25 protein-coding genes are annotated in these 26470 nt (G+C 68.5%); 20 read left to right on the plus strand and 5 right to left on the minus strand.

Annotated elements, in window-relative coordinates:
• Nucleotides 1-463 precede the first annotated feature (463 nt).
• The gene (locus tag OG285_RS29705; protein ID WP_356829594.1) at nucleotides 464-2065 is read left to right on the plus strand and encodes an ABC transporter substrate-binding protein; all 1602 of its coding nucleotides are present in this window, start codon (nucleotides 464-466) and stop codon (nucleotides 2063-2065) included.
• Between the two features lie 135 nt (nucleotides 2066-2200).
• On the opposite strand, the gene OG285_RS29710 is transcribed toward OG285_RS29705, so the two are convergent.
• Together OG285_RS29710 and OG285_RS29715 are read right to left on the minus strand one after the other, a co-directional pair.
• Complete coding sequence (locus OG285_RS29710; RefSeq protein ID WP_250303283.1) at nucleotides 2201-2875, minus strand: response regulator transcription factor; 675 nt, start codon at nucleotides 2873-2875, stop codon at nucleotides 2201-2203.
• 117 nt (nucleotides 2876-2992) lie between these two features.
• A complete protein-coding gene (locus OG285_RS29715; RefSeq protein ID WP_371792706.1) occupies nucleotides 2993-3889 on the minus strand; it encodes a RecB family exonuclease in 897 nt (298 codons plus the stop codon).
• Nucleotides 3890-3998: 109 nt separating this feature from the next.
• Here OG285_RS29715 and OG285_RS29720 point away from each other — a divergent pair, with 109 nt between their 5' ends.
• The 3 genes from OG285_RS29720 to OG285_RS29730 all read left to right on the plus strand — a co-directional run bounded on the left by OG285_RS29720 (nucleotide 3999) and on the right by OG285_RS29730 (nucleotide 6955).
• Nucleotides 3999-5237, plus strand: a complete 1239-nt coding sequence (locus OG285_RS29720; protein WP_356829590.1) for a site-2 protease family protein — start codon at nucleotides 3999-4001, stop codon at nucleotides 5235-5237.
• A gap of 18 nt (nucleotides 5238-5255) precedes the next feature.
• Nucleotides 5256-6200, plus strand: a complete 945-nt coding sequence (locus OG285_RS29725; RefSeq protein ID WP_356829589.1) for a tRNA (adenine-N1)-methyltransferase — start codon at nucleotides 5256-5258, stop codon at nucleotides 6198-6200.
• Between the two features lie 164 nt (nucleotides 6201-6364).
• Nucleotides 6365-6955 carry a hypothetical protein gene (locus OG285_RS29730; RefSeq protein ID WP_356829587.1) on the plus strand — a complete coding sequence of 197 codons (591 nt, stop codon included), beginning with the start codon at nucleotides 6365-6367 and terminating at the stop codon, nucleotides 6953-6955.
• An 80-nt stretch (nucleotides 6956-7035) separates the two neighbouring features.
• Here the strand turns inward: OG285_RS29730 and OG285_RS29735 are convergent, their stop codons facing one another.
• Nucleotides 7036-7347, minus strand: a complete 312-nt coding sequence (locus tag OG285_RS29735; RefSeq protein WP_164263904.1) for a ferredoxin — start codon at nucleotides 7345-7347, stop codon at nucleotides 7036-7038.
• Between the two features lie 241 nt (nucleotides 7348-7588).
• Between OG285_RS29735 and arc the strand changes: the two genes are divergently transcribed.
• The 5 genes from arc to prcA all read left to right on the plus strand — a co-directional run bounded on the left by arc (nucleotide 7589) and on the right by prcA (nucleotide 13302).
• Nucleotides 7589-9355, plus strand: coding sequence for a proteasome ATPase (arc, locus tag OG285_RS29740; protein WP_266858700.1), 1767 nt, complete (start codon nucleotides 7589-7591; stop codon nucleotides 9353-9355).
• 232 nt (nucleotides 9356-9587) lie between these two features.
• Nucleotides 9588-11099 (plus strand): depupylase/deamidase Dop, encoded by a 1512-nt coding sequence (dop, locus tag OG285_RS29745; protein WP_356829584.1) that lies wholly within the window; start codon nucleotides 9588-9590, stop codon nucleotides 11097-11099.
• Between the two features lie 198 nt (nucleotides 11100-11297).
• The gene (locus OG285_RS29750) at nucleotides 11298-11516 is read left to right on the plus strand and encodes a ubiquitin-like protein Pup (protein ID WP_164263898.1); all 219 of its coding nucleotides are present in this window, start codon (nucleotides 11298-11300) and stop codon (nucleotides 11514-11516) included.
• Between the two features lie 147 nt (nucleotides 11517-11663).
• Nucleotides 11664-12509, plus strand: coding sequence for a proteasome subunit beta (gene prcB, locus OG285_RS29755; protein WP_356829581.1), 846 nt, complete (start codon nucleotides 11664-11666; stop codon nucleotides 12507-12509).
• A 46-nt stretch (nucleotides 12510-12555) separates the two neighbouring features.
• Entirely contained in the window at nucleotides 12556-13302 is a 747-nt protein-coding gene (gene prcA / locus OG285_RS29760) for a proteasome subunit alpha (RefSeq protein ID WP_356829579.1), read from the plus strand.
• A gap of 112 nt (nucleotides 13303-13414) precedes the next feature.
• On the opposite strand, the gene OG285_RS29765 is transcribed toward prcA, so the two are convergent.
• Nucleotides 13415-14509 (minus strand): LacI family DNA-binding transcriptional regulator, encoded by a 1095-nt coding sequence (locus tag OG285_RS29765; RefSeq protein ID WP_371792707.1) that lies wholly within the window; start codon nucleotides 14507-14509, stop codon nucleotides 13415-13417.
• Between the two features lie 64 nt (nucleotides 14510-14573).
• Here OG285_RS29765 and OG285_RS29770 point away from each other — a divergent pair, with 64 nt between their 5' ends.
• From OG285_RS29770 to tatC, 10 genes are all read left to right on the plus strand, one after another.
• Complete coding sequence (locus OG285_RS29770; protein ID WP_371792708.1) at nucleotides 14574-15833, plus strand: MFS transporter; 1260 nt, start codon at nucleotides 14574-14576, stop codon at nucleotides 15831-15833.
• Nucleotides 15834-15842: 9 nt separating this feature from the next.
• Nucleotides 15843-17204 carry a Pup--protein ligase gene (gene pafA / locus OG285_RS29775; protein ID WP_356829573.1) on the plus strand — a complete coding sequence of 454 codons (1362 nt, stop codon included), beginning with the start codon at nucleotides 15843-15845 and terminating at the stop codon, nucleotides 17202-17204.
• A 136-nt stretch (nucleotides 17205-17340) separates the two neighbouring features.
• Nucleotides 17341-18342, plus strand: coding sequence for an FKBP-type peptidyl-prolyl cis-trans isomerase (locus OG285_RS29780; RefSeq protein WP_356829571.1), 1002 nt, complete (start codon nucleotides 17341-17343; stop codon nucleotides 18340-18342).
• A gap of 42 nt (nucleotides 18343-18384) precedes the next feature.
• On the plus strand, nucleotides 18385-18756 hold the full coding sequence (locus OG285_RS29785) for an FKBP-type peptidyl-prolyl cis-trans isomerase (RefSeq protein WP_356829569.1): 372 nt from the start codon (nucleotides 18385-18387) through the stop codon (nucleotides 18754-18756).
• A 172-nt stretch (nucleotides 18757-18928) separates the two neighbouring features.
• Nucleotides 18929-19885 (plus strand): WYL domain-containing protein, encoded by a 957-nt coding sequence (locus tag OG285_RS29790; RefSeq protein ID WP_356829567.1) that lies wholly within the window; start codon nucleotides 18929-18931, stop codon nucleotides 19883-19885.
• 7 nt (nucleotides 19886-19892) lie between these two features.
• Entirely contained in the window at nucleotides 19893-20849 is a 957-nt protein-coding gene (locus OG285_RS29795; RefSeq protein ID WP_371792709.1) for a helix-turn-helix transcriptional regulator, read from the plus strand.
• 23 nt (nucleotides 20850-20872) lie between these two features.
• Nucleotides 20873-21118 carry a hypothetical protein gene (locus tag OG285_RS29800; protein WP_356829563.1) on the plus strand — a complete coding sequence of 82 codons (246 nt, stop codon included), beginning with the start codon at nucleotides 20873-20875 and terminating at the stop codon, nucleotides 21116-21118.
• A 9-nt stretch (nucleotides 21119-21127) separates the two neighbouring features.
• Entirely contained in the window at nucleotides 21128-21325 is a 198-nt protein-coding gene (locus OG285_RS29805) for a hypothetical protein (protein ID WP_371792710.1), read from the plus strand.
• Between the two features lie 210 nt (nucleotides 21326-21535).
• Complete coding sequence (gene tatA / locus OG285_RS29810) at nucleotides 21536-21820, plus strand: Sec-independent protein translocase subunit TatA (protein WP_356829559.1); 285 nt, start codon at nucleotides 21536-21538, stop codon at nucleotides 21818-21820.
• Between the two features lie 62 nt (nucleotides 21821-21882).
• Nucleotides 21883-22827: a twin-arginine translocase subunit TatC gene (gene tatC, locus OG285_RS29815; protein WP_371792711.1), complete on the plus strand. Its 945-nt coding sequence runs from the start codon at nucleotides 21883-21885 to the stop codon at nucleotides 22825-22827.
• A 157-nt stretch (nucleotides 22828-22984) separates the two neighbouring features.
• Here the strand turns inward: tatC and OG285_RS29820 are convergent, their stop codons facing one another.
• Nucleotides 22985-23311 (minus strand): hypothetical protein, encoded by a 327-nt coding sequence (locus OG285_RS29820; RefSeq protein WP_371792712.1) that lies wholly within the window; start codon nucleotides 23309-23311, stop codon nucleotides 22985-22987.
• A gap of 325 nt (nucleotides 23312-23636) precedes the next feature.
• Here OG285_RS29820 and OG285_RS29825 point away from each other — a divergent pair, with 325 nt between their 5' ends.
• Entirely contained in the window at nucleotides 23637-26465 is a 2829-nt protein-coding gene (locus OG285_RS29825) for a DEAD/DEAH box helicase (protein WP_371792713.1), read from the plus strand.
• The last annotated feature ends 5 nt before the right edge of the window (nucleotides 26466-26470 follow it).

The raw sequence follows: 26470 nt of genomic DNA on the forward strand, positions 1-26470 counted from the left end.
AATCGGTGTCCGCCATCCACCTGCATTTACGTGAACATGAAGAGAGGGCTTCGTGCTTTACGAAAGCCGAGCCCGGAGTGACGTTCATCACCTGATGAAACATCGACACGGGGCCGTTTGCGTGCTGCGAGCGGCGAATCACCGCTCAGCACATGCCCATGTGTCCCGATTGGTGAAGCGGTGTACGAATCATTTCGGTGGTCGGATATTGACGCTCCGCTATTCGTGAAGGTGGTGTGGATCCCACCCAAGTCGCCCCCGGTCCGGGTTTCCTGACGTTCCCCACTAATCTCATGGCGAGAACTTCGCCGTACACTTCTGTGCCCCCGGTGCCCACCAAGCGGCCGGGATCACCGGACTGATCGCTCTGTACCCGGCCCGATCGCCCCGCCCCGATCGGGCGGCAGCGGCGGAGTGTCTGTACATCGCTGTATCCCAGTGCCGGATGAGGAGAACGTCCAGAATGAACCGCAAGACTCTGGTGCTGCCGGCGATAGTGTGCCTGCTCGCTCCGGTACTCGCCGCGTGCGGCGGCACAGGAAGCGGCGACGACGGTGGCAAGGCCATCGTCGTGGGCACGACGGACTTCATCGAGTCCGGCGCGAAGGCTCCGGCTCCTCTCGACCCCGCCTACACCTATGACACCGGCGTCTGGAACTTCCTGCGCCCGACCCTCCAGTCGCTGATGCAGATGCCGCGTGGTGGCGGCCTGCCGGTGCCGGACGCCGCCAGCGACTGCCGCTTCACGGACACCGAGAACGAGAGCTACCGCTGCAAGCTCCGCAGCGGGCTGGAGTTCGCCAACGGCGACCCCCTCACGGCAGCCGATGTGAAGTACTCGATGGAGCGCGTCACCCGCATCCACGACCCGAACGGGCCGGCCGGTCTGCTGGACAACATCGACACCATCGAGACCCTGAGCTCTCACGAGCTGGTCTTCCACCTCAAGACGTCCGACGCCACCTTCCCGTACAAGCTGGCGACCCCGGCCGCGGGCATCGTGGAGAAGAGCCAGTACGCGCCGAACAAGCTGCGCAAGGGCTTCGTGGTCGACGGCTCGGGCCCGTACACCTTCAAGGCGCAGGTCAGCAACGGACGTCTCCAGAAGGCGATCTTCACCAAGAACCCCCACTACAAGGGTTCGCTGAAGCTGCAGAACGACAAGGTCGAGATCGATTCCTTCGCCGACGCCGCGGGCATGGGCTCCGCGCTGAAGTCCGGGAAGATCGACATGATGGCCCGCACCCTCTCCCCGGAGCAGATCAAGAAGTTCTCGGACGGCTCGTCGCCGAACATCAACTTTATCGAGAGCCCCGGTCTGGAGATCCGCTACCTCGGCTTCAACACGAATGACACGTCGGTGAAGAACAAGGCGGTCCGCCAGGCGATGGCCGCCCTTGTCGACCGCGGTCAGATCGCCAGCCAGGTGTACGGCGCGACCGCCGAGCCGCTCTACTCGCTGATCCCCACCGGTATCGGCGGCCACACGAATTCGTTCTTCAACAAGTACGGCGATCCGAGCAAGAGCGAGGCCACCCAGATCCTGCACTCCGCGGGGATCAACGACAAGGTCAAGCTGACGCTGCATTACACGAGCGACCACTACGGGCCGGGTACGGCGAAGGAGTTCGCGCTGCTCAAGAAGCAGCTGAACGCCTCCGGACTCTTCGATGTGTCGGTCCAGGGCCACAAGTGGGCCCAGTTCCGCCCCGCCGAGCTGAAGGGTGACTACGCGGTCTACGGCATGGGCTGGTTCCCGGACTTCCCCGACGCGGACAACTTCATCGCGCCGTTCCTCAGCAAGGGGAACTTCCTCAACCTGCCCTATGCGAACAGCACCATCCGCGACAAGTACATCCCGGATTCCCGCCGTGCCGCGGACCGCACCACGGCGATGGCCCCGCTCCAGAAGATCCAGGACACCGTCGCGGACGACGTCCCCGTGCTGCCGCTCTGGCAGAACAAGCAGTACGTGGCGGCCCGGGACGACCTCACCGGTGCGGAGTGGGCGCTCAGCAACTCGTCCGCCCTGCAGATCTGGGAGCTCGGCCGCGGCGTCAGCTGACCGGCCGGCGGCAGTACACCGCGGGCGCCCGACCCGGGCGCCGGCGGTGTGCTGCCGCCCGGGTCCGCTCCGTCGTGCTGCCGGGTTGGCCCGGTGCGCCGCCGGCTGGTCCGGAAGAGCCCGGCGGCCCGGGAGCTACTGCTGGGCGCCCGGGCGGACCAGACCGCTCTCGTACGCGTAGACCGCGGCCTGGACCCGGTCGCGCAGCCCCAGCTTGGTCAGTACGTGGCCCACATGCGTCTTGACCGTGGTCTCGCTGACGAACAGGTCGGCGGCGATCTCGGCGTTCGACAGGCCGCGCGCGACCAGCTTGAGGACTTCCACCTCGCGCTCGGTCAGCGTGTGCAGCGTGTTCGGAACGGGATCCTCGCCGGACGGCAGGTGGTCCGCGTACTTGTCGAGCAGCCTGCGGGTGATGCTCGGCGCCAGCATCGCCTCGCCGCCCGCCACCACCCGGATCGCCTGGACCAGTTCATTGGCGGGCGCGTCCTTGAGCAGAAAGCCGCTCGCGCCGGCCCGCAGGGCCTCCACGACGTACTCGTCCAGGTCGAAGGTGGTCAGCACCAGGACCTTCGCCGGACCGTCCCGGCCGGGGCCGGTGATCTGGCGGGTGGCCTCGACCCCGTCCATCCGGGGCATCCGGATGTCCATCAGCACCACATCGGGCTGCAGCGCCCGGACCTGGTCGAGGGCCTGGAGGCCGTCCCCGGCCTCACCGACCACCGCGAGGTCCTGCTCGGCCTCCAGAATCATCCGGAAACCGGTGCGCAGCAGCGGCTGGTCGTCGACCAGTAGGACGCGGATCGCCACGGGAACTCCTTCACTAGACCGGCCCCATTCTGCCCTGACCGGCCCACCGGGACCCGGCGGGGCGTACCGGGGGAGTCCCGGACGGATCAGACACAGCGCCGGCCCGGCCGCCCGGAGCTACTGGGGCCCGGCCCCGCCGGACACCTCGGCCCCGCGCACCACTTCCAGCGGGTAGACGGGCGGGGTGCCGCCGAATTCCGGACAGACCGCCTGGTGGTCGCACCAGCCGCAGAGCTTCGACTGCCGCGGCTGCCAGTCGCCGCTCTCCGTGGCCTTCCTGATCGCGTCCCAGAGCGCCAGCAGCTTCCGCTCGACCCGCTCCAGATCGGCCTCGACCGGGTCGTACGTCACCACCTCGCCGCTTCCCAGATACACCAGCTGGAGCCGGCGCGGCACGACCCCCTTCAGCCGCCACACGACCAGCGCGTAGAACTTCATCTGGAAGAGCGCGCCCTCCGCGAACTGCGGACGCGGCGCCTTGCCCGTCTTGTAGTCGACGATCCGGACCTCGCCGGTCGGTGCCACATCGACCCGGTCGATGATCCCGCGCAGCCGCAGCCCGGACGCCAGCTCCGTCTCGATGAACAGCTCCCGCTCGGCGGGCTCCAGCCGCGTCGGATCCTCCAGCGTGAACCACCGCTCGACCAGCGACTCGGCCTCCGACAGCCACTTCGCGAGCTGCTCGCCCCCCGGGTCGTCCGCGAACAGCTCGCCCAGCTCGGGCTTGGCCGACAGAAGGCGGTCCCACTGACCGGGGACCATCGCCCGGGCACGCGGAACCGTCCGCTCCGCCGCCGGGTCGTCGAACATCCGCTCCAGCACCGCGTGCACCAGAGTTCCGCGCGTCGCCGCGGGGCTGGGCTTCTCCGGCAGCTTGTCGATCACCCGGAACCTGTACAGCAGCGGACACCGCATGAAGTCGCTCGCACGCGACGGCGAGAGTGAAGTGGGCTGCTGGGCGGTAGTCATGTCCCAGACCCTACGACCCGCCACTGACACCGAGCCGCATACCATCGACGGCAGACCTCCTCACACTGCATGATCAGACCATCGCGGAAACCGCGGAAAGCGGTGAAGGACCGGCGGTGGTGCGGAACGCATCCGAACGATACGAAGGGACACCGTGGACGAGAGCGGCGACAGCGGGCGCCCGCAGCCCGGTGCGGACGGGTCAGGCCCCGGCCCCGCACCCGATGGCGGCAAGCCGCAGCGCCGGGACGCGCCGGGCGGCGGCATCCTGATGGGCCGCCCCTTCGGCGTTCCGGTGTATGTCGCCCCCAGCTGGTTCCTGGTGGCAGCGCTCATCACCTGGGTCTTCGGCGGCCAGCTCGACCGGATCCTCCCCGAGCTCGGCAACCTCCGGTATCTGGTCTCCCTCTTCTTCGCGGTCGCCTTCTACGCGTCCGTACTGGTCCACGAACTGGCCCACACCGTCGCCGCGCTGCGGTTCAAGCTCCCGGTGCGCCGCATCCAGCTCCAGTTCTTCGGCGGTGTCTCGGAGATCGAGAAGGAGTCCGACACCCCGGGGCGCGAGTTCATCCTGGCCTTCGTCGGACCGCTGCTGTCGCTGGTCCTCTCCGGCCTCTTCTACCTCGGGATGAAGGCGGTGGAGCCCGGAACCGTCCCCGGGGTCCTGCTGGCCGGACTGATGATCTCCAACCTCATCGTGGCGATCTTCAACCTCCTTCCCGGGCTGCCGCTGGACGGCGGCCGGATGCTCCGCGCGGTCGTCTGGAAGATCACCGGCAAGCCGATGAGCGGCACCATCGCCGCCGCCTGGTTCGGCCGCCTGCTCGCTGTCTCCGTCCTGATCGGTCTCCCGCTGCTCACCCACACCGGCTCCGACGCCGACGTGGGCGGCATGGAGACGGTCATGGACGCGCTGCTCGCGGCGATCCTCGCCGCGATCATCTGGACCGGCGCGGGCAACAGCCTGCGGATGGCCAGGCTGCGCGAGCACCTCCCCGAGCTGCGCGCCCGTACGCTCACCCGGCGTGCCGTCCCCGTGGAGACGACGACACCGCTCTCCGAGGCGCTGCGCAGGGCCAACGACGCCGGAGCCCGCGCGCTGGTCGTCGTGGACAGCCAGGGCGACCCGACCGCCCTGGTCAGGGAAGCGGCCATCGTCGGTGTGCCGGAGCACCGGCGCCCCTGGGTCGCGGTCAGCGGACTCGCCCAGGACCTCACCGAGGGCATGCGGGTGCCGGCCGAGCTGGCGGGCGAGGCGCTCCTCGACAAGCTGCGGGCCAGTCCCGCCACCGAGTACCTGGTGGTCGAGGAGAGCGGCGCGATCTACGGAGTCCTCTCCACGGCCGACGTCGAACGGGCATTCGTCCAGGCGATGGCGCGACCCGGTTCCTGAGGCCGGTAGTCTGCTCGTATGTCCGAACCGACCGGTGCCGCCCGCCGACGTGGGCCCTTCAAAGTCGGGGACCAGGTCCAGCTCACCGACCCCAAGGGACGCCACTACACCTTCACGCTCGAAGCAGGAAAGAACTTCCACACCCACAAGGGTTCTTTCTCGCACGACGAGCTGATCGGTGCTCCCGAGGGCAGTGTTGTCCGAACCACGGGAAACGTCGCCTACCTCGCGCTGCGCCCCCTGCTCCCCGATTTCGTCCTGTCCATGCCCCGCGGCGCCGCCGTGGTCTACCCCAAGGACGCGGGCCAGATCCTGGCCTTCGGGGACATCTTCCCCGGCGCACGGGTCGTCGAGGCGGGTGTGGGGTCCGGCGCGCTCAGCAGCTTCCTGCTGCGCGCCATCGGCGAGCAGGGGATGCTGCACTCGTACGAGCGCCGTGAGGACTTCGCGGAGATCGCCACGCAGAACGTGGAGCGCTACTTCGGCGGTCCTCACCCCGCCTGGCAGCTCACCGTCGGCGACCTCCAGGACAACCTCTCCGACACGGACGTCGACCGTGTGGTGCTGGACATGCTCGCCCCCTGGGAGTGCCTGGACGCCGTCTCCAAGGCGCTCGTCCCCGGCGGCATCCTCTGCTGCTACGTGGCCACCACCACCCAGCTCTCGCGCACCGTCGAGTCGATCAGGGAGATCGGCTGCTTCGCCGAGCCGCAGCCCTGGGAGTCGATGGTCCGCAACTGGCACGTCGAGGGGCTCGCCGTCCGCCCGGACCACCGGATGATCGGCCACACCGGCTTCCTCGTCACCGCCCGCCGCCTCGCCGACGGAGTGGAGGCCCCGCTGCGCCGCCGCCGGCCGTCCAAGGGCGCCTACGGTGAGGACTACAGCGGCCCCGGGAAGAGCCCCGCCCAGCCGAAGGCCGGGACCGAGGGCGACTCCACCGGGTCCGACGAGACCGTCTGACCGCACAACGCACCGACGCCGTCGCGGAGTTCCCCCAGCACATCGGGGAACTCCGCGACGGCTTCTTTACGTTGAACTTACGGACCCCGGCGTTCCGATCCCCTGTGACGTGTGGCACTATTCTGGCCACCCCCTCCGGCACAGCCCCACAGGAGACCTCTCGCGTGCAGCCCTCCGCGCTCCCGGACCTCGTACCCCCGGACCTCGCGCACAACAGGACCAGCCCGGTCCACTGGCTGGCCACGGCCACCGCGATGGCCGGCGTCGTCGCCCTGGCGGGCGTCCTGACGCCCGACCCGGCCACCGCGTCCCAGCCCGGCGGAAGACCACCGGCCCGCACCCGGGCGGCCGCGCCGGACCCGGCGGCCGTCACCTTCCCGCTGAAGTGCGGCGGGGCGGGCACCACCGTCACCAAGAAGGCGTCCGGCGACCTCGACGGGGACGGCAGCCCGGAAACGGTGGCCGCGGTGCGCTGCGACGCCGGATCGGGCACACCGCCCAGCGGTCTCTACGTGCTCACCCGGCCGAGGGCCGGCCACGGCCCGCCCCGGATCGTCGCGACGCTGGTCACCCCGGCGGAGCAGCAGACCGTGGGCGCTCTCGCGGTACGGGACGGCGCGGTGACCACGACGCTGCTCGGCTACTCCTCGCCCGATGTGCCGCGCTGGAATCCGGACGTACGGCAGCAGGCCAAGTGGCGCTGGCAGGGCGGCAAGTTCGTACGCTCCGTGCCTTCCCAGGCGCGGAGCGTATGACGGTGGCGGGCGTACGCCGACGGCGAGTACGTGACGGCACCAGGTGTACGGGCACGTGACGGCGCCTGGCGTATGACGGCCTACTCGGCAGCGGGTCCGTAGACCTCGACGCTGTCCGAAACACGCCGTACATGGATGCAGTCGCCCGGGCACTCCTTGGCCGAGTCCACCACGTCCTGGAGGAGCGGCAGCGGTACGGGCGTTGTGGCGCCGACCGACTGGAGCAGTTCGTCGTCGGCGCTCTTCACGTACGCCAGCCCGTCGATGTCCAGCTCGAACACCTCGGGCGCGTACTGGGCGCAGATGCCGTCCCCGGTGCAGAGATCCTGGTCGATCCAGACCTCCAGCGCCTGGGCGCCGTCGCTGGTGGGAGCCTCGTCCTGCACGGTCATTTCTCCTGCCGTTCCTGCGCGGTTGAACCAATTGAAGCCAGCCCTGACGGGTGTTGAACACTTCGACGATACAACCGGCCGCTTTCCGATGTTGTTGGGTGGGTATTCCCAAGGCGTGAGGGAGTACGCAAGGGTGAAGATCAGACACACCCCGACGGTCTTTGTGATCTAGGGGTTTCAATCACCAGCCGCCCAGGTAGGGTCAGGAAGCGTCCAGCTCCCCTTGGAGGAGGTGAGGACCGTGGCAGCCCACGACGACGACATCAACCGCGGCACCCGGCCCGCGCGAGGGTCCGAGGACCCCGCCGGCCAGGTTGCCTATCTCGAGCAGGAAATCGCCGTCCTGCGCCGCAAGCTCGCCGACTCTCCGCGTCATACGAGGATTCTCGAAGAGCGGATCGTCGAGCTGCAGACCAACCTGGCAGGCGTGTCCGCGCAGAACGAGCGGCTCGCCAATACACTCCGTGAGGCCCGCGACCAGATCGTGGCCCTCAAGGAGGAGGTCGACCGGCTCGCACAGCCGCCGGCCGGCTTCGGTGTCTTCCTGCAGGCCAATGAGGACGGGACCTGCGACATCTTCACCGGGGGCCGCAAGCTCCGGGTGAACGTGAGTCCCAGCGTCGAGCTCGAAGAGCTCAGGCGTGGCCAGGAAGTCATGCTCAACGAAGCGCTCAACGTGGTCGAGGCCATGGAATTCGAGCGCGCCGGGGACATCGTCACCCTCAAGGAGATCCTTGAGGACGGCGAGCGTGCCCTGGTGATCGGGCACACCGACGAGGAACGGGTGGTGCGGCTCGCCGAGCCCCTGCTGGACATCACCATCCGCCCCGGCGACGCCCTGCTGCTCGACTCCAGGTCCGGTTACGTCTATGAAGTGGTGCCGAAGAGCGAGGTCGAGGAGCTCGTCCTCGAAGAGGTCCCGGACATCGACTACGACAAGATCGGCGGCCTGGGCGACCAGATCGAGCTGATCCGCGACGCGGTCGAGCTTCCGTACCTCCACCCCGACCTCTTCAAGGAGCACGAGCTGCGGCCGCCGAAGGGCATCCTGCTCTACGGCCCGCCCGGCTGCGGCAAGACTCTCATTGCCAAGGCCGTGGCCAACTCCCTTGCCAAGAAAGTCGCCGAGGTCACCGGTCAGCCCGCGGGGAAGAGCTACTTCCTCAACATCAAGGGCCCCGAGCTCCTCAACAAGTACGTCGGTGAGACCGAGCGGCACATCCGCCTGGTCTTCCAGCGTGCCCGGGAGAAGGCGAGCGAGGGCACCCCCGTCATCGTCTTCTTCGACGAGATGGAATCCCTCTTCCGCACCCGTGGGTCAGGCGTCAGCTCGGACGTGGAGAACACCATCGTCCCGCAGCTGCTCGCCGAGATCGACGGTGTGGAGGGCCTGGAGAACGTCATCGTCATCGGCGCATCCAACCGCGAGGACATGATCGACCCGGCGATCCTGCGGCCGGGCCGGCTCGACGTCAAGATCAAGATCGAGCGTCCGGACGCGGAGGCGGCGAAGGACATCTTCGCCAAGTACCTGCGTTCTTCGCTGCCGCTGCACACGGACGACCTGGCCGAACACCGGGAGAACCCCGACGTCACGGTCAGCGCCATGATCCAGTCCGTCGTGGAGCGGATGTACACGGAGTCCGAGGAGAACCGCTTCCTCGAAGTCACGTACGCCAACGGCGACAAGGAAGTCCTGTACTTCAAGGACTTCAACTCCGGCGCGATGATCCAGAACATCGTCGACCGGGCCAAGAAGATGGCCATCAAGGCCTTCCTCGACCAGGGACAGAAGGGTCTGCGGGTCTCCCACCTCCTCCAGGCATGTGTGGATGAGTTCAAGGAGAACGAGGACCTGCCGAACACCACCAACCCCGACGACTGGGCCCGTATCTCCGGCAAGAAGGGCGAGCGGATCGTCTTCATCCGCACCCTTGTCACCGGAAAGCAGGGCGCGGACACCGGGCGCTCCATCGACACGGTGGCGAACACCGGTCAGTACCTGTAAAAGGCAGGGCGGCTGCGGGTCCCCCGGCGGGTACCCGCAGCCGCCGTGTTTTCCGGCCTTCGGCCGCAAGGACAGCAATGCCTGTAATGATCTCCCCAGCGGCGCCATGGCGCTCTACGCTCTTCGGTATCACCGAGTCGCGCAGTGCGGGGGACGACCGCGCACGCACCGGAGAAGCAGCGGTACTTGAGCGACGTTCCCGCGAGGGGCGCTGCCGGGCAAGGAGGGCCGCATGACCGTACGGCGGGTAATGGGCATCGAGACGGAGTACGGCATCTCCGTTCCGGGCCACCCGAACGCCAATGCCATGCTCACCTCGTCCCAGATCGTCAACGCCTACGCGGCGGCGATGCACCGGGCGCGCCGCGCCCGCTGGGACTTCGAGGAGGAGAACCCGCTGCGGGACGCGCGAGGCTTCGACCTCGCCCGGGAGACCGCGGACACCAGCCAGCTGACCGACGAGGACATCGGCCTGGCCAATGTGATCCTCACCAACGGGGCTCGCCTCTACGTCGACCACGCCCACCCGGAGTACAGCTCCCCGGAGATCACCAATCCGCGCGACGCCGTGCTCTGGGACAAGGCGGGCGAGCGGATCATGGCGGAGGCCGCCGAACGGGCCGCCGAGATCCCGGGCGCCCAGCCGATCCACCTGTACAAGAACAACACCGACAACAAGGGCGCCTCGTACGGGACGCACGAGAACTACCTGATGAAGCGGGAGACCCCCTTCTCGGACATCGTGCGCCATCTGACCCCCTTCTTCGTCTCCCGCCAGGTGGTGACCGGGGCCGGCCGCGTCGGTATCGGCCAGGACGGCCACGAGCACGGGTTCCAGATCAGCCAGCGCGCGGACTACTTCGAGGTCGAGGTCGGCCTGGAGACCACGCTCAAGCGGCCGATCATCAACACCCGCGACGAACCGCACTCGGACGCCGAGAAGTACCGCCGCCTCCACGTGATCATCGGCGACGCGAACCTCTCGGAGATCTCGACCTATCTCAAGCTGGGCACGACATCGCTGGTGCTGGCGATGATCGAGGACGGGTTCATCAATGTGGACCTCGCCGTCGACCAGCCGGTACGCACCCTCCACCAGGTCTCGCACGACCCCGGGCTCCAGCAGCTGATCACGCTGCGCAGCGGCCGTACCCTCACCGCCGTACAGCTCCAGATGGAGTACTTCGAGCTGGCGCGGAAGTACGTGGAGGAGCGGTACGGCGCGGACGCGGACGAGCAGACCAGGGACGTCCTGGGCCGCTGGGAGGACGTGCTGAACCGGCTGGAGAACAATCCGATGAGCCTGTCCGGGGAGCTCGACTGGATCACGAAGCAGGAGATCCTGGAGGGCTACCGGCGCCGGGACGGTGTCGACTGGGACGCGGCGAGGCTCCATCTGGTGGACCTGCAGTACGCGGACGTACGGCCCGAGAAGGGGCTGTACAACCGCCTGGTGGCCCGCGGGAAGATGAAGCGGCTGCTGGACGAGCCCGCGGTCGTACGGGCCGTGGCGAACCCGCCCGAGGACACCAGGGCGTACTTCCGGGGCCGCTGTCTGGAACAGTACGCGGACGACGTCGCCGCGGCCTCCTGGGACTCCGTGATCTTTGATCTGCCGGGGCACGACTCACTGCAGCGGGTACCCACGCTGGAGCCGCTGCGCGGGACCCGTGAGCACGTCAAGGAGCTCCTTGACCGGTGCCGGACGGCGGAAGACCTGGTCCGGGTGTTGCAGGGCGGCTGAAAAGCCCTGCCTGTGGGAATCATCAGGGTAGGTCCCGGACGTTGAGGAAAGTGCGGGGCCAATGTCGGACCCCGCTTGTAGTGTCTGATCAAGCGGATCCGATCATGCTTCTGACCGGGTCGGGCCGATTCAGTTCGTTCCCAGTCTGTTCCAGTCTGTTTTAGCTTCAACAACATCGAACCGAGCGGGGTGAGGTAGATGGCGACCAAGGACACCGGCGGCGGGCAGCAGAAGGCGACGCGCTCCACCGAGGAGACCGAGGAGCAGGCGCCTGAGGCGCAGGGCTCCGAGGACCTCAAGGAGCGCCAGGAGAAGCTCTCGGACGACGTCGACTCCGTTCTCGACGAGATCGACGACGTGCTTGAGGAGAACGCCGAGGACTTCGTTCGGTCATTCGTTCAAAAGGGTGGCGAGTAGCACCTGTTGTCCGTGTCCGGTGCGGCCGGCGGAAGCCGACCGCACCGCGACGGATGACCGGCGCGGGCACGGGTAAGGTCCGTTCACAGTCCGCAAGATCGGCCCGGCCTCCAGAAGGCGGGCCGCCGCCCATCCGGAAGGAAACGCGTGGAAGCCAACCCTCGTAGCACCGGGCGTCTGCCGGCCGCTTTCCTGACGCCGGGATCCTCCTCGTTCATGGACTTCCTGTCCGACCACTCGCCGGAAATCCTGCCGGGCAGGCGGCCGTTGCCGCCCACCCAGGGGCCGGTCGAGGCGCCGCACGGGACGACCATCGTCGCCGCGACCTTCCCCGGCGGGGTCGTCCTCGCCGGTGACCGGCGAGCGACCATGGGGAACATGATCGCCCAGCGCGACATCGAAAAGGTCTTCCCGGCCGACGAGTACTCGGCGGTCGGGATCGCGGGGACGGCCGGCCTCGCCGTCGAGATGGTCAAGCTGTTCCAGCTCGAACTGGAGCACTTCGAGAAGGTCGAGGGCGCCACCCTCTCCCTGGAGGGCAAGGCCAACCGGCTCTCCACGATGATCCGGGGCAATCTCTCCATGGCCATGCAGGGCCTCGCGGTGGTCCCGCTCTTCGCCGGGTACGACGTCGACCGCGAGAAGGGCCGGATCTTCTCCTACGACGTCACGGGCGGCCGCTCCGAGGAACACGGATACGCCTCCACGGGCTCCGGCTCGATCTTCGCGCGCGGCTCGATGAAGAAGCTCTACCGCGACGACCTGACGGAGCAGCAGGCCACCACCCTGGTCGTACAGGCGCTGTACGACGCGGCCGACGACGACTCGGCGACCGGGGGGCCCGACGTGGCCCGCCGGATCTATCCGATCGTCACGGTCATCACCGACGAGGGCTGCCGCAGGCTGACCGAGGAGGAGGGCTCCGAGCTCGCCCGTTCGATCCTGGCGCGGCGTCTCGAACAGCCCGACGGCCCCCGCGCCGAGCTGCTCTGAGGTCCTTCCGATGCACTCGTCACTGACAGAAAGGGACGGATAGCCGGTGTCGACGCCGTTCTATGTCTCACCTCAGCAGGCCATGGCCGACCGGGCGGAATACGCCCGGAAGGGCATCGCCCGTGGTCGCAGCCTGGTCGTGCTGCAGTACGCCGACGGCATCGTCTTCGTCGGCGAGAACCCGTCCCGTGCGCTGCACAAGTTCAGCGAGATCTACGACCGGATCGGCTTCGCCGCCGCCGGCAAGTACAACGAATACGAGAACCTGCGGATCGGCGGTGTGCGCTACGCCGATCTGCGCGGCTACACCTACGACCGCGACGACGTGACGGCCCGTGGACTGGCGAATGTCTACGCGCAGACGCTGGGCACGATCTTCTCCAGTGCGGCCGAGAAGCCGTACGAGGTGGAGCTGGTCGTCGCCGAGGTCGGGTCCGAGCCCGACGGCGACCAGATCTACCGGCTGCCGCACGACGGATCGATCGTGGATGAGCACGGTTCGGTCGCGGTCGGGGGCAACGCCGAGACGATCAGCACCTTCCTGGACCAGCAGCACCGCGAGGGGATGACGCTCGCGGAGGCGCTCAAGCTGGCCGTGCAGGCGCTGTCCCGCGACACCAACGGAGGAGAGCGGGAGATCCCCGCCGAGCGTCTCGAAGTGGCGGTGCTGGACCGGACCCGGCCGCAGCAGCGCAAGTTCAAGCGCATCGTCGGCCGCCAGCTGTCCCGGCTGCTCGCCGCGGACGACGCCGCGACCGCCGAGACGGACGCGCCGTCGGACGAGGACGAGTAGCCCGGCTGCCGCCCGGTTCCGTCCGTGCCCCGGTCCGCCTGCGCGGCCCGGGGCACGCGCCTGTGCGGCCCCGTCGGACCCCGTACGGCTCCCGGGGGCCGTACCGGGTCCGTCAGTCCGGCACCGGTGCCGGGGCCGTCGAGCCGCGTACGAGAAGGTTCACCGGCAGGTCGCCGCTCTGCGGCGGGCGGCCGTCGAGCACGGCGAGCAGGGCCGCCATTCCGCGCCGGCCGATCTGCTCGGCCGGCAGGGCCACCGTGGTCAGCTCCGGTTCGATCGCGGTCGCGAGCGCCAGATCGTCGAAACCGGTGACGGACAGGTCCTCGGGCACCCGCAGCCCCAGCCGCCGCGCCGCCTTGCAGGCCCCCGCGGCCAGGATGTCGTCGTCGCAGATCACCGCGGTCGGCCGGGGGCCGGGGCCGGTGAGCGCGTCCTCCGCCGCCTGCCGCGCGGCGTCCACCGCCAGCGGGGCGGTGACGGTCCGGACCTCCGCGCCGCGCAGCGCGGACCGCAGCACGGTGTCCCGTACATCGAAGGTCCAGGAGTCGACCGCCGGTGCCAGATGGACGAATCTGCGGTGGCCCAATGCGAGCAGATGGTCCGTCACCTGGCGCATACCGTCCGCGATGTCCAGATTCACATGAGCCGCAGCCCCCGACTGGCCGGGATCGCTGTCCAGCATCACCAGCGGCAGACCGGACTCCTGGATCGCGGCGAGCGCGCCGACGGCCATCGACGAAGCGATGACCCCGTCCAGCGCGGTCCGCGCCGAGCCGAAGGGATCCCGGGCCGGCCCCACACCGTCGGGGGAGGGGTAGAGCACCACCCCGAAGCCGTGCTCGGCCGCTGTCGCCGCGGCACCCGTGTAGACGCGGGCGAAGAACTCCGTGGTCAGCGCCGGGACGACAAGCAGCACGGTCCGGGTGCTGCCCAGACGGAGATCGCGGGCGGCGAGATTCGGCCGGTAGCCGAGCTGCCGGGCCGCGTCACGGACCAGACCGGCCGTGCGCTCGGAGACCCGCCCGCGCCACTTGTCGCCGAGCACCAGCGAGACGGTGGCCTGTGAGACGCCTGCGGCGCGGGCCACGTCACGGCTGGTGGGGCGAGCCGGAACCACTGGTTCCGGGCTGGTCGCTCGGGCGTCCACTCGGGCCTCCGTCCGGCCTGTTCCCGACCGCGGCCATCTGGACTCGCGGTCTGCGCACATGGTACGTATGAGCCAGCAAGTTATACGTAACACTCCGGTCAGGGCCGGGAGACAAGGGGCGGACATGGCCGCGGGATACGCGGAACTCTTCGGCACCAGGCATGTGACGCGGCTGCTGACCGGCACCCTCGTCGGCCGGCTGCCGAACGCGACAGCCGCCATCGCCGTCGTGCTCTTCGTCCGCGCCCAGGGCGGCAGCTACTCGCTCGCGGGGGCGCTCTCCGCCGTCTACGGGCTGGCCACCGCGGTGGGCCAGCCGCTGCTGGGCCGGGCCGTCGACCTGTACGGACAGCCCCGGGTGATGCTGCCGTCGGCCCTGGTGTCGGCCCTCGGCATGGTGCTCTTCGCCGTGGCCGGCACCGATCCGCTCCCGGTCGCCGTCGCCGCGATGCTGATCGCCGGGCTCTTCACGCCGCCCCTGGAGGGCGGACTGCGCGCCCTGTGGCCCGGCGTCCTCAAGCGCGAGGACCGGGTGCACGCCGCGTACGCGATGGACGCGGTGGCCCAGGAGGTGATGTTCACCGTCGGCCCGCTGCTGATCACTCTGGCGGCCTCGCTGTGGTCGGAGGCCGTCGCGCTGGTGGCCGTCAACGTCCTCGGGGTGCTCGGGGCGCTCTCCGTGGTTGTCTCGGAACCCTCGCGCAGCTGGCGCTCGGCGCCCCGAGAGGCCCACTGGCTGGGCGCGCTGCGCTCGCCCGGGCTGCTCGCGCTCCTGGGTGCCTTCTTCTTCGTCGGCCTGGCGCTGGGTTCGATCACGGTGGCCGCGGTCGCCTACTCGGACGGAAACGGCGGCGACGCCGCGTACGGCGTGCTGATGGCGGCGATCGGCCTCGGTGCGCTCGTCGGCGGGCTGCTGTACGGGGCACGGCAGTGGGCGGGCGCCGCGGAGAAGCGGCTGCGCGTCCTCGTCGGCGCCCTCGCGCTCTGCTACCTGCCACTGATGCTGGTGCCCGGGGTGACCGCGATGTCCGCACTGATGACGGTGGCCGGCGTCTTCCTCGCCCCGGCCCTCGCCTGCGCCTTCATCCTCGTCGACCGGCACGCCCCGCGCGGCACGGTGACCGAGGCGTTCTCCTGGCTGGTGACGACCTTCGGCGTCGGTGCCGCGCTGGGTACGGCCGTGGCCGGACCGGCCGTCGAGGCGGGCGGTGCGCCCGCCGGGTTCGCCGCCGCTGGAGGCGGGGGGACCGCCGCGCTGCTCGTCCTGCTGGCCACTCAGCGGGTCCTCGCAGCTCCCGGCGGTACCAGCTCCGTCGAGGCCGGTTCCGAAAATGATCGGAACGGGGCCGTCGAACCCGGTTTCAGGACAGGCCATCAGGCGTAATGTTCAGTCATGGACCGCCGCATTTTCGGGCTGGAGAACGAGTACGGCGTCACGTGCACATTCAGGGGACAGCGCCGACTGTCACCTGACGAAGTGGCGCGCTACCTCTTCCGCCGTGTTGTGTCATGGGGCCGCAGCAGCAACGTCTTTCTGCGGAACGGCGCCCGCCTCTACCTCGACGTGGGATCGCATCCGGAATACGCAACTCCCGAGTGCGACAACGTGGCTGAACTGGTCACACACGACAAGGCCGGCGAGCGCATTCTGGAAGGCCTGCTCGTCGACGCCGAACGCCGCCTGCACGAGGAGGGAATCGCGGGCGACGTCTATCTTTTCAAGAACAACACCGACTCGGCGGGAAACTCCTACGGCTGCCACGAGAACTATCTCGTCGCCCGCCACGGGGAGTTCTCGCGGCTCGCGGACATTCTCATCCCCTTCCTCGTCACCCGCCAATTGCTCTGCGGCGCCGGAAAGGTGCTGCAGACACCGCGCGGAGCGGTCTTCTGCGTGAGTCAGCGGGCGGAGCACATCTGGGAGGGTGTCAGTTCCGCGACCACCCGTTCCCGTCCCATCATCAACACCCGCGACGAGCCGCACGCGGACGCCGAGCGCTACCGCAGGCTGCACGTCATCGTCGGTGACTCGAACATGTCCGAGACGACCATGCTGCTGAAGGTCGGGGCGACCGACCTCGTCCTGCGCATGATCGAGGCGGGCACGGTCATGCGTGATCTGACCCTGGAGAACCCGATCAGGGCCATCCGCGAGGTCAGCCACGACACCACGGGTCAGCGCAAGGTGCGCCTCGCCAGCGGGCGGGAGGCCTCGGCGCTCGAAGTCCAGCGCGAGTACTACGAGAAGGCCGTGGACTTCGTGGACCGCCGCGGCATCCGTACGGGCCAGGTCGCGCAGGTCCTGGAGCTCTGGGGCCGCACGCTCGACGCGATCGAGGAGGAGGACCTCGACAGGATCGGCACCGAGATCGACTGGGTGATGAAGTACAAGCTCATCGAGCGGTACCGGGACAAGCACAACATGACCATGTCGAATCCGCGGGTCGCTCAGATAGACCTCGCCTATCACGACATCCACCGCCGGCGCGGGCTGTACTACCTGCTGGAGAAGCGCGGCCAGGCCGCGCGGATCTGTGACGACCTGAAGATCTTCGAGGGCAAGTCGGTGCCCCCGCAGACCACCAGGGCGCGGCTGCGCGGCGACTTCATCCGCCGGGCCCAGGAGCAGCGCAGGGACTTCACCGTCGACTGGGTCCATCTCAAGCTCAACGACCAGGCGCAGCGCACCGTGCTCTGCAAAGACCCTTTCCGGTCGGTGGACGACCGGGTGGAGAAGCTGATCGCCGGGATGTGACCGTCCTCACCCCCGGTCGCGCGAGGGCCCCGCACACATCAGTGCGCGGGGCCCTCGCGCATGCCGTGAGCCCACATGGGGGACGCGGAGTCGTAGAGTGGCGGCCACTGACACCCCCACTACCCCGAGGACCACTGTGCGACGCCGTTTTGCTGCCTTGCTCATCGTGCCGGCCCTGGTGCTGACCGCCTGCGGAGGTGAGGACTCCAAGAAGACGGATGACTCGTCCTCACCGCCCGACAAGGCCGCCGCCACGGCCGTGCCCAAGCCTGTCGATTCGGCGTCCCCACTGCCGACGGTGTCGGGCGGCGCGGGCAAGAAGGCGACCATCACGGTCCCCAAGAAGGACCCGAGCGGGAAGTTCGTCATCCACACCCTCTCCGAGGGCAGTGGCGCCGTGGTCAAGAAGAACGACCTGGTGATGGCCGACTTCACCGGCAAGGTCTGGAAGAGCGGCAAGGACATCGGCAGCTCGTTCGACAAGGGCGGCGCCCCGCAGCTCATCACCGCCGGTTCCAAGACGATCATCCCGGCCTTCGCCGACGCCGTCACCGGCAAGAAGATCGGCAGCCGCGTCCTGGTCGTCGCGCCGCCCAGCGCGGCCTTCGGCAGCCAGGGCCAGCAGCAGCTCGGTGTCACCGGCAAGGACACCCTGATCTTCGCGCTGGACATCAAGAAGGTGATCCCGAAGAAGGTCGAGGGCACCCAGGCCCCCACCTCGTCCGACCTGCCCCAGATCAAGGCGGACAAAGAAGCCCCCGCCACCATCTCCGTACCGAAGAGCGACCCGCCGAAGAAGCTGGTCGACAAGGAGCTGATCCAGGGCAAGGGCGCCACGGTCAAGAAGGGCCAGACCGTCTACATGCAGTACAGCGGTGCTGCCTGGAAGCCCAACGAGGGCAAGGCCTCCGCGACGCTCTTCGACTCGTCCTGGAAGACCGGCACGCCGTTCCAGACCGCCATCGGTGAGGGCGCGGTCATCAAGGGCTGGGACCAGGGAATCGTCGGCAAGAAGGTCGGCAGCCGGGTCATGCTGGTGATCCCGCCGGAGCTGGCGTACGGCGACAAGGCCCAGGGCACGACCCTGCCCGCCAAGTCGACGCTGGTCTTCGTCGTCGACATTCTGGCGGCAATGTAAGACTGTCCCGGTTGTCCAGCACCAAGAAGTAGGAGCAGTTACGTGAGCATCGACAAGCCCGAGATCGACTTCCCGGGCGGCGAGCCGCCTGCCGACCTGGAGATCAAGGAGATCTGGGAGGGCGACGGCGCTGTCGCCAAGGCCGGGGACAAGGTCAAGGTCCACTACGTGGGCGTGGCCTTCTCCACCGGCGAGGAGTTCGACGCGAGCTGGAACCGGGGCACTCCGCTGGAGTTCCAGCTCGGTGTCGGCCAGGTTATCGCCGGCTGGGACCAGGGCGTCCAGGGCATGAAGGTCGGCGGCCGCCGCCAGCTGACCATCCCCGCGCACCTCGCGTACGGCGACCGCGGCGCCGGTGGCCGTATCAAGCCGGGCGAGACGCTGATCTTCGTCTGTGACCTGGTCGCTGTCTGACCGGAACTGATCGTTTCCGAGGGTCCATGCCTGCCGGCATGGACCCTCGGCTTTTGACCGGGCACCGCGGAGCGGTACGGTCGGCGATCGTGGAACGTCCTGCGTTCCACGTGCTGCGTTCTTCCCGGGGAATGGCCCCGGCGGACGCACCCGGACTCCAGAGAGGGCGTCGATGGCGATTGCCAAGGCCGAGCGGCTCATGAATCTGGCACTGTGCCTGCTCGGAACCAGGCGACCCCTCAGCAAGCGGGAACTGCGGGGGTCCATCGAGGCGTATCTGGAAGCGGGTTCGGACGAATCCTTCAACCGGATGTTCGAGCGGGACAAGGACGATCTGCGGGAACTCGGCCTGGTGATCGAGACGGTCGAGAGCCTGGACGGGGACGCCGGATATCTGGCCCGCCGCGACAGCAACAGGCTTCCGCCGGTCGCGCTCGACGCCGAGGAGGCCGCCGCGCTCGGACTGGCCGCCAAGGTCTGGCAGCAGGCCCGGCTGGCCGGCGCCGCCAGCGGCGCGCTGCAGAAACTGCGGGCCGCCGGCATGCCCGAGGCCGAGGACCCGTACGCCGTGCAGCACGGCGCCCTGGAACCGCGCATCCCGGTCCACGAGGCCGCGTTCGAACCGCTGATGCTGGCCTGCCGCGACCGCCGCCCGGTCGTCTTCGACTACCGCAAGGCCAACGCGGCCCGCCCCGAGGCCCGTCAGGTCGAACCGTGGACGCTGGAGTGCTGGCGCGGCCACTGGTATCTCGCGGGCTGGGACCGTGAGCGCGGCGCCGAGCGGGTGTTCCGGCTCTCCCGTATCACCGGCAAAGTCCGTTCACGGCCCGGTGTGTTCACCGCCGAGGTGCCGGACGTGGTGACCGTGCGCGAGACCGTGGAGACCTGGGCGGGCGAGACCGCGACCCGCAGCGCGCGGATCCGGCTGCGCTCGGGTGCCGGATACCCGCTGCGCTCTCGTGCCACAGCCGTCCGGGAACTCGGCGACGGATGGGACGAGTTGGAGATTCCGTACGGACACGGCCTGGATGCCTGGCTGGTGGAGTTCGGACCCGACGTGATCGTGCTGGAGCCCGTGGACCTGCGGGCCGATGTGGTGGACCGGCTGCGCGCCGTGGCCAAGGACTGAGGAGCACGTGGCTACGAACGCGATCGACCAGACCCGCCGGATGCTGTCCCTGGTGACCTATCTGCGCGAGCGCCCCGGTGCCCGGGTCGGAGATGTCGCGCGCGCCTTCGGCATCACCGAGGACGAGCTGATCTCGGACCTCGACGTGCTGCCCATGTGCGGAACGAGCTTCCGCGGCGGCGACCTCCTCGACATCGACACCGACGGCGAGTCCATCTGGTGGCACAACGCCGACGACGTCGCCGCGCCGCTGCGGCTCGCGGCCGACGAGGCCACGGCCCTGCTGGTGGCCGCGCGCGCCGTGGCGACCCTGCCGGGGCTCCGCGAGGGCGACCGGCAGGCGCTGCTGCGGGCCACCGCCAAGCTGGAGGCCGCGGCCGGTGAGGCGGCGGGTGCCAGCTCCCGGCTCTCGGTGACCTTCGAGTCCGAGGGCGGCGTGTTCGCCGACGTCGACCGGGCCATCTCGGAGCGGCGCAGGCTCTGGCTGCGGTACTACTCACCGGCGCGCGACGAGCTCACCGAGCGCGAGGTCGACCCGATCAGGCTGTTCGCGGTCGGCCATACGTACATGGAGGCCTGGTGCTACCTGTCCGAGGCCCGGCGCACCTTCCGGCTGGACCGGGTCGCCGAGATCCGGCTGCTCGACGAGCCCTCCGCGCCGCCCGAGCTGGAGCTGCGCGATCTGTCGGCGGGGCTCGTCCAGCCCGCGGCCGAGGACCCCGAGGTCGTGGTCGAGGTCGGACCGGGCGGCCGCTGGGTCGCCGAGTACTACCCCCACGACACCGCGGAGGAACTCGCCGACGGCGGGCTGCGCATCACCCTGCGCACCCCCGACCCCGCCTCGCTGCGCAGGCTCGCCCTGCGGCTGGGCCGGGACGGGCGCATCGTCTCGCCGGGTGACCTGGCGGCCAGCGCACAGCTCGCGGCCCGTGAGGCGCTCGCGGCCTACGACGGGCAGGAGTAGAGGAGTTGGGAAATATGTCGGTTATGCCCGGATTCGCGGCGCAAGTGGGCCCGGTCATCTTCCGGGCCGCCTGCCCGGACTGCCGCAGCCGGTTCGAGCTGGCCGCGGGCGCGCTGCGGCTGGCGATCGGCGCCAGCCGGCGCACCACCTTCTACTCCTTCACCTGCCCCGACTGCGGATCGTCGGTGCGCAAGCCGGCCGGTGAGCGGATCGTCGAACTCCTCACCGGCGGAGGCGTGCGGACGCTGCGCCTCCACTCCACTGTCTAGGGTGCTCACATGTTCTGGCCGATGACCGCGATCGTCCTGGGGTTCCTCGGAATCGCCGTGCTCGGTGTGCTCGCCATCAGGGTTTTCGTCGAGGCCCAGCGCCTCGGCACCCAAGTGGCGCGTGCCACACAACAGATCGGCCAGGCCGCCGAGGGCCTGGAGCGTGCGGCCACCGGGCTCGCACGGAGCGGTGAAAGTTTGCGATAGAGGCGCTCGGCTCTGCTGCGGGGCCGTTTCGGGCGGTACGCTGCTGGTCGCGGGCCCGGGAGCGAGGCGCGGGCCGCAAGCGCGAGTCTGCACAGGGATTGCCCTGCGTTTACCCCCGCGGGTTACGATCGCTGCCAGCACGACGACCGGACGCCTGTCCGATCGGTCGGGCAGCCCCACCCCAGCCGCCTCGGTGAGAAGGTACAGCTTATGTTCGGAAGGCTCGGCGCCCCCGAGATCATCCTGATCCTCGTCGTCATCGTCCTGCTGTTCGGTGCGAAGAAGCTTCCGGACATGGCCCGGTCCCTGGGCAAGTCCGCCCGCATCCTCAAGAGCGAGGCCAAGGCGATGAAGTCGGAAGGCCAGCAGACCGCCCCGGCCGACCCGCCGCAGGACAACGCCCAGACCGACGTCCCGCGTACGATCCAGGCTGCTCCGGGAGACGTGACCAGCGCCCGTCCTGTGACCGAGCCGTCGGACTCGACCAAGCGCTGACAACCGGGCCGGAGCGGGCACCGCGGTGAGCGGCCGCCCGCCGCACGAGATGAGGACGTGGGTTGCTTAATTCTGACCGCAAGTCGGAAACAGGGCCCGACGGGCGCATGCCTCTCGTGGAGCACTTGCGTGAGCTGCGTAACCGCGTAGCGAAGGCATTGCTGGCGATCATGGTCGTCACGATTATTGCGGCTTTCTTCTATGACCACATAATCGATATCGTCACCAAGCCGGTACTGCAATCTGTTGGTTGCAACACGAGTTTCGCCGACTTGGCAGCCAAGCCCGCCGGTACCTGCGCCCGCATTACGCTCAACGGCCTCCTCGCTCCGTTCACGCTGGCACTGAAGGTCTCCCTGACAGCGGGTGTTGTTGTGGCGTCGCCCGTCTGGCTCTATCAGCTGTGGGCCTTCGTAGCGCCTGGCTTGCACCGGCACGAGAAGCGGTATGCGCGCTTCTTTGCTGGGGCGGGAGTTCCGCTTTTTCTCGGCGGGGCACTGTTCGCCTACAAGATCCTCCCGACAACTGCTTCGGTGCTTATCAAGTTCACTCCGCTGGGCGTGGACAACTTGCTACCGCTCGACGACCTGCTTGACCTCGTGACGCGAATGATTGTCGTTTTCGGACTTTCTTTCGAGATGCCGTTGCTTCTGGTGATGCTCAACTTCGTCGGGATTTGCACCGGTCGTCGGATGCTGGGCTGGTGGCGCGGCATGATCATGGGCATCACGGTGTTCGCTGCCGTGGCAACTCCCAGCGTCGATCCGCTCAGCATGCTCGCACTGGCTGCTCCAATCTGCTTGTTGTACTTCCTCGCAGTCGGTGTGGCGATTTTTCACGATCGCCGTAAGGCATCGCGCGAGGCTAACGAACCCGATGCTGACGAACCCTCCGAGCTGGACCTGACACCTGAAGGCGTAGGAGCGATCGAGCCAGTCTCCCCTTCGCCAATGGTTCCCGAGCGGAGCGGTTTCAATAGGGTTGGCGAGCATGACGACATCACCTAATTGATGGCTTTCCTTCCGTCGTGAATTGATTTGCGGGAGAAAATCTGCTGCGAAAAATGCGGTTCCACGGAATTCGTGGAACCGCATTTTCGTGCTTGGGTGGAACTTCAAGTCTTGGCGCAATCAGGGGCTAGACCAAGTAGCTCAAGGTTCGAGTTCAGCAGCTCTTGAAGCCGATGGGCTTGTTGTAGAACACATAGTTACCCTTGGCGCCTCCGGACGCCTTTATGCATTCGGTAGTAAACGCACCTGTTCTGACCTCAAGGCCTGATTTCCCGCTACAGGTGTTGTGGTAATAAACGGTCCATGTCACCGATCCGTCCGTCCAGGACCAGTTGAAACAACCTGTCGATCCTGAATGGTAGGAGAGCGGAGAAGCATCGGCCGAGGTGGCGGCCATCGCCGGAGTCGATGCTGAGACCGCGAGGATTGCCGCAGCAGCCGCAGCGACAGCTCCCAAGCGCTGGAGCAGGTTCTTACGCATATGTTTCCCCCCTCTTGGTGAGCGACGATGGCTCGGAGTCCGCGTACCGTCACCCAGTGTGTTCGTGAGCTCGATGAATATATTCAGACTCCCGAATGAGAGTCAAGGAGATTTATTGACGCTTCGCCTCGGCATTGTGAGTGGACTGCTGATTTTTCCTGATCAGTGTGCTATTTCGTTTGCTGGTTACTGTGGAGCCGATTTATCCGTCTTTTCCCCCCGTCGCGCCCGTCCCGGGCTTGCTGAACGCCGCTGGAGGTCTGCGCCCGCATGGGACTAAAGATCGTGCTGACTGTCGGAGGCGGCGGGTAGGCTCGTTGACAAGATGACCGAGGACCTTTCGCCCGCTGAGCGTTATGCAGCTGCCCGCACCCGCGCTGTCGAAGAGGCCGCCGCGCTGGCCCCCTTCCGCCGCATGTACGACTTCGATCTCGATCCGTTCCAGATCGAGGCGTGCCGGGCCCTGGAGGCGGGCAAGGGTGTGCTCGTCGCGGCACCCACCGGTTCGGGAAAGACGATCGTCGGCGAGTTCGCCGTGCACCTGGCCCTGGAGCAGGGTCGCAAGTGCTTCTACACCACCCCGATCAAGGCCCTGTCCAACCAGAAGTACGCGGACCTGGCGAAGCGGTACGGGGCGGACAAGGTCGGCCTGCTCACCGGTGACAACAGCGTGAACGCGGACGCCCCGGTGGTCGTCATGACCACCGAGGTCCTGCGGAACATGCTGTACGCGAGCTCCCAGTCGCTCCTGGGGCTCGGCTATGTGGTGATGGACGAGGTGCACTACCTCTCCGACCGCTTCCGCGGCGCCGTGTGGGAGGAGGTGATCATCCACCTGCCGGATTCGGTGACCCTGGTGTCGCTCTCGGCGACCGTGTCCAACGCCGAGGAGTTCGGCGACTGGCTGGACACCGTGCGCGGTGACACCGAAGTGATCGTCTCCGAGCACCGGCCCGTCCCGCTCTGGCAGCACGTGCTCGCCGGGCGCCGGATGTACGACCTCTTCGAGGAGTCGACGGACCACGGCGGCCGGGGCGGCGCCAAGCGCGAGGTCAACCCCGACCTGCTCCGGATGGCCCGGCAGGAGAACCAGCGCACGTACAACCCGCGCGACCGCCGCCGCGGCAAGATGGTGCGCGAGGCGGACCGCGAGCGCGAGCGCCGCTCCCGCAGCCGGATCTGGACCCCGAGCAGGGCCGAGGTCATCGCCCGGCTCGACGCCGAGGGGCTGCTGCCCGCCATCACCTTCATCTTCAGCAGGGCCGGCTGCGAGGCCGCGGTCCAGCAGTGCCTCTACGCGGGGCTGCGGCTCAACCCGGAGGAAGCACGTCAGACGGTCCGCGAGATCGTCGAGGAGCGCACCGCCGCCATCCCGCGCGAGGACCTCCACGTCCTCGGGTACTACGAGTGGCTGGAAGGCCTGGAGCGGGGCATCGCCGCGCACCACGCCGGGATGCTGCCGACCTTCAAGGAGGTCGTCGAGGAGCTCTTCGTACGCGGGCTCGTCAAGGCCGTGTTCGCGACGGAGACCCTGGCGCTCGGCATCAACATGCCCGCCCGCTCAGTGGTCCTGGAGAAGCTCGTCAAGTGGAACGGCGAGCAGCACGCCGACATCACCCCCGGCGAGTACACCCAGCTGACCGGCCGGGCCGGGCGGCGCGGTATCGATGTCGAGGGCCACGCGGTGGTGCTCTGGCAGCGCGCCATGGATCCCGGCGCGCTCGCCGGCCTCGCCGGCACCCGTACCTATCCGCTGCGCTCCAGCTTCCGGCCCTCGTACAACATGGCCGTCAACCTGGTGCAGCAGTTCGGCCGGCACCGCTCGCGGGAACTGCTCGAAACGTCCTTCGCGCAGTTCCAGGCCGACAAGTCGGTCGTCGGCATCTCCAAGCAGGTGCAGAAGAACGAGGAGGGCATCGCCGGCTACCGCGAGGGCATGACCTGCCACCTCGGGGACTTCGAGGAGTACGCACGGCTGCGCCGCGATCTCAAGGACCGTGAGACGGAGCTGGCCAAGCAGGGGGCCGTGCAGCGGCGGGCCGCCGCCGCCGACGCCCTGGAGAAGCTGAGGCCGGGCGATGTCATCCACGTGCCGACGGGCAAGTTCGCCGGGCTCGCACTGGTCCTGGACCCGGGACTGCCGGCCGGCCGGGCCAACGGGCACCGGGGCTTCGAGGCGTACGACGGGCCCCGGCCGCTGGTGCTCACCGCCGAGCGGCAGGTCAAACGGCTCGCCGCCATGGACTTCCCGGTGGCCGTCGAGGCGCTGGACCGGATGCGGATCCCGAAGTCGTTCAATGCCAAGTCGCCCCAGTCCAGGCGCGATCTGGCGTCCGCGCTGCGCACCAAGGCCGGGCACATCGTGCCGGACCGGCACCGCAAGCCGCGGGCCGCCGCCGCCGACGACCGGGAGATCGCCCGGCTGCGCACCGAACTGCGCGCGCACCCCTGCCACGGCTGCGACGAGCGGGAGGACCACGCGCGCTGGGCCGAGCGCTACCACCGTCTGCAGCGTGACACCCGGCAGCTGGAGCGCCGGATCGAGGGCCGCACCAACACCATCGCCCGCACCTTCGACCGGATCTACGCCCTGCTGACCGAGCTGGACTACCTCCGGGGCGACGAGTCGACCGTCCACGGCAAGCGCCTCGCCCGGCTCTACGGCGAGCTGGACCTGCTGGCGTCGGAGTGTCTGCGGGCCGGTGTCTGGGAAGGGCTCAGCCCCGCCGAACTCGCCGCGTGCGCCTCGGCGCTGGTCTTCGAGGCGCGCCAGTCCGACGACGCCGTCGCGCCCAAGGTCCCCGACGGTGCGGCGAAGACCGCGCTGGGCGAGATGGTCCGGATCTGGGGCAGGCTCGACGCCCTGGAGGAGGACTTCAAGATCAACCAGACGGAGGGCGTGGGCCAGCGCGAGCCCGACCTCGGCTTCGCCTGGGCTGCCTACCAGTGGGCATCCGGCCGGGGCCTCGACGAGGTGCTGCGCGACGCCGAGATGCCGGCCGGTGACTTCGTCCGCTGGTGCAAGCAGGTGATCGATGTCCTCGGCCAGATCGCGGCGGCGGCGCCGGGCGAGAACAGCACGGTCTCGCGCAACGCCCGCAAGGCAGTCGACGCCGTACGGCGGGGCGTGGTCGCGTACAGCTCGGTGGGCTGACGCGC

Source organism: Streptomyces sp. NBC_01471 (assembly GCF_041438865.1).
Classification (GTDB): Bacteria; Actinomycetota; Actinomycetes; order Streptomycetales; family Streptomycetaceae; genus Streptomyces.

Excerpts from the sequence above, each read along its gene's own strand:
- OG285_RS29705 (WP_356829594.1), top strand. The coding sequence starts at position 464 with ATGAACCGCAAGACTCTGGTGCTGCCGGCGATAGTGTGCCTGCTCGCT.
- OG285_RS29715 (WP_371792706.1), bottom strand. The coding sequence starts at position 3,889 with ATGGTATGCGGCTCGGTGTCAGTGGCGGGTCGTAGGGTCTGGGACATG.
- OG285_RS29725 (WP_356829589.1), top strand. The coding sequence starts at position 5,256 with ATGTCCGAACCGACCGGTGCCGCCCGCCGACGTGGGCCCTTCAAAGTC.
- OG285_RS29735 (WP_164263904.1), bottom strand. The coding sequence starts at position 7,347 with ATGACCGTGCAGGACGAGGCTCCCACCAGCGACGGCGCCCAGGCGCTG.
- dop (WP_356829584.1), top strand. The coding sequence starts at position 9,588 with ATGACCGTACGGCGGGTAATGGGCATCGAGACGGAGTACGGCATCTCC.
- OG285_RS29750 (WP_164263898.1), top strand. The coding sequence starts at position 11,298 with ATGGCGACCAAGGACACCGGCGGCGGGCAGCAGAAGGCGACGCGCTCC.
- OG285_RS29765 (WP_371792707.1), bottom strand. The coding sequence starts at position 14,509 with ATGTGCGCAGACCGCGAGTCCAGATGGCCGCGGTCGGGAACAGGCCGG.
- OG285_RS29770 (WP_371792708.1), top strand. The coding sequence starts at position 14,574 with ATGGCCGCGGGATACGCGGAACTCTTCGGCACCAGGCATGTGACGCGG.
- pafA (WP_356829573.1), top strand. The coding sequence starts at position 15,843 with ATGGACCGCCGCATTTTCGGGCTGGAGAACGAGTACGGCGTCACGTGC.
- OG285_RS29790 (WP_356829567.1), top strand. The coding sequence starts at position 18,929 with ATGGCGATTGCCAAGGCCGAGCGGCTCATGAATCTGGCACTGTGCCTG.
- OG285_RS29800 (WP_356829563.1), top strand. The coding sequence starts at position 20,873 with ATGCCCGGATTCGCGGCGCAAGTGGGCCCGGTCATCTTCCGGGCCGCC.
- OG285_RS29805 (WP_371792710.1), top strand. The coding sequence starts at position 21,128 with ATGTTCTGGCCGATGACCGCGATCGTCCTGGGGTTCCTCGGAATCGCC.
- tatA (WP_356829559.1), top strand. The coding sequence starts at position 21,536 with ATGTTCGGAAGGCTCGGCGCCCCCGAGATCATCCTGATCCTCGTCGTC.
- OG285_RS29820 (WP_371792712.1), bottom strand. The coding sequence starts at position 23,311 with ATGCGTAAGAACCTGCTCCAGCGCTTGGGAGCTGTCGCTGCGGCTGCT.
- OG285_RS29825 (WP_371792713.1), top strand. The coding sequence starts at position 23,637 with ATGACCGAGGACCTTTCGCCCGCTGAGCGTTATGCAGCTGCCCGCACC.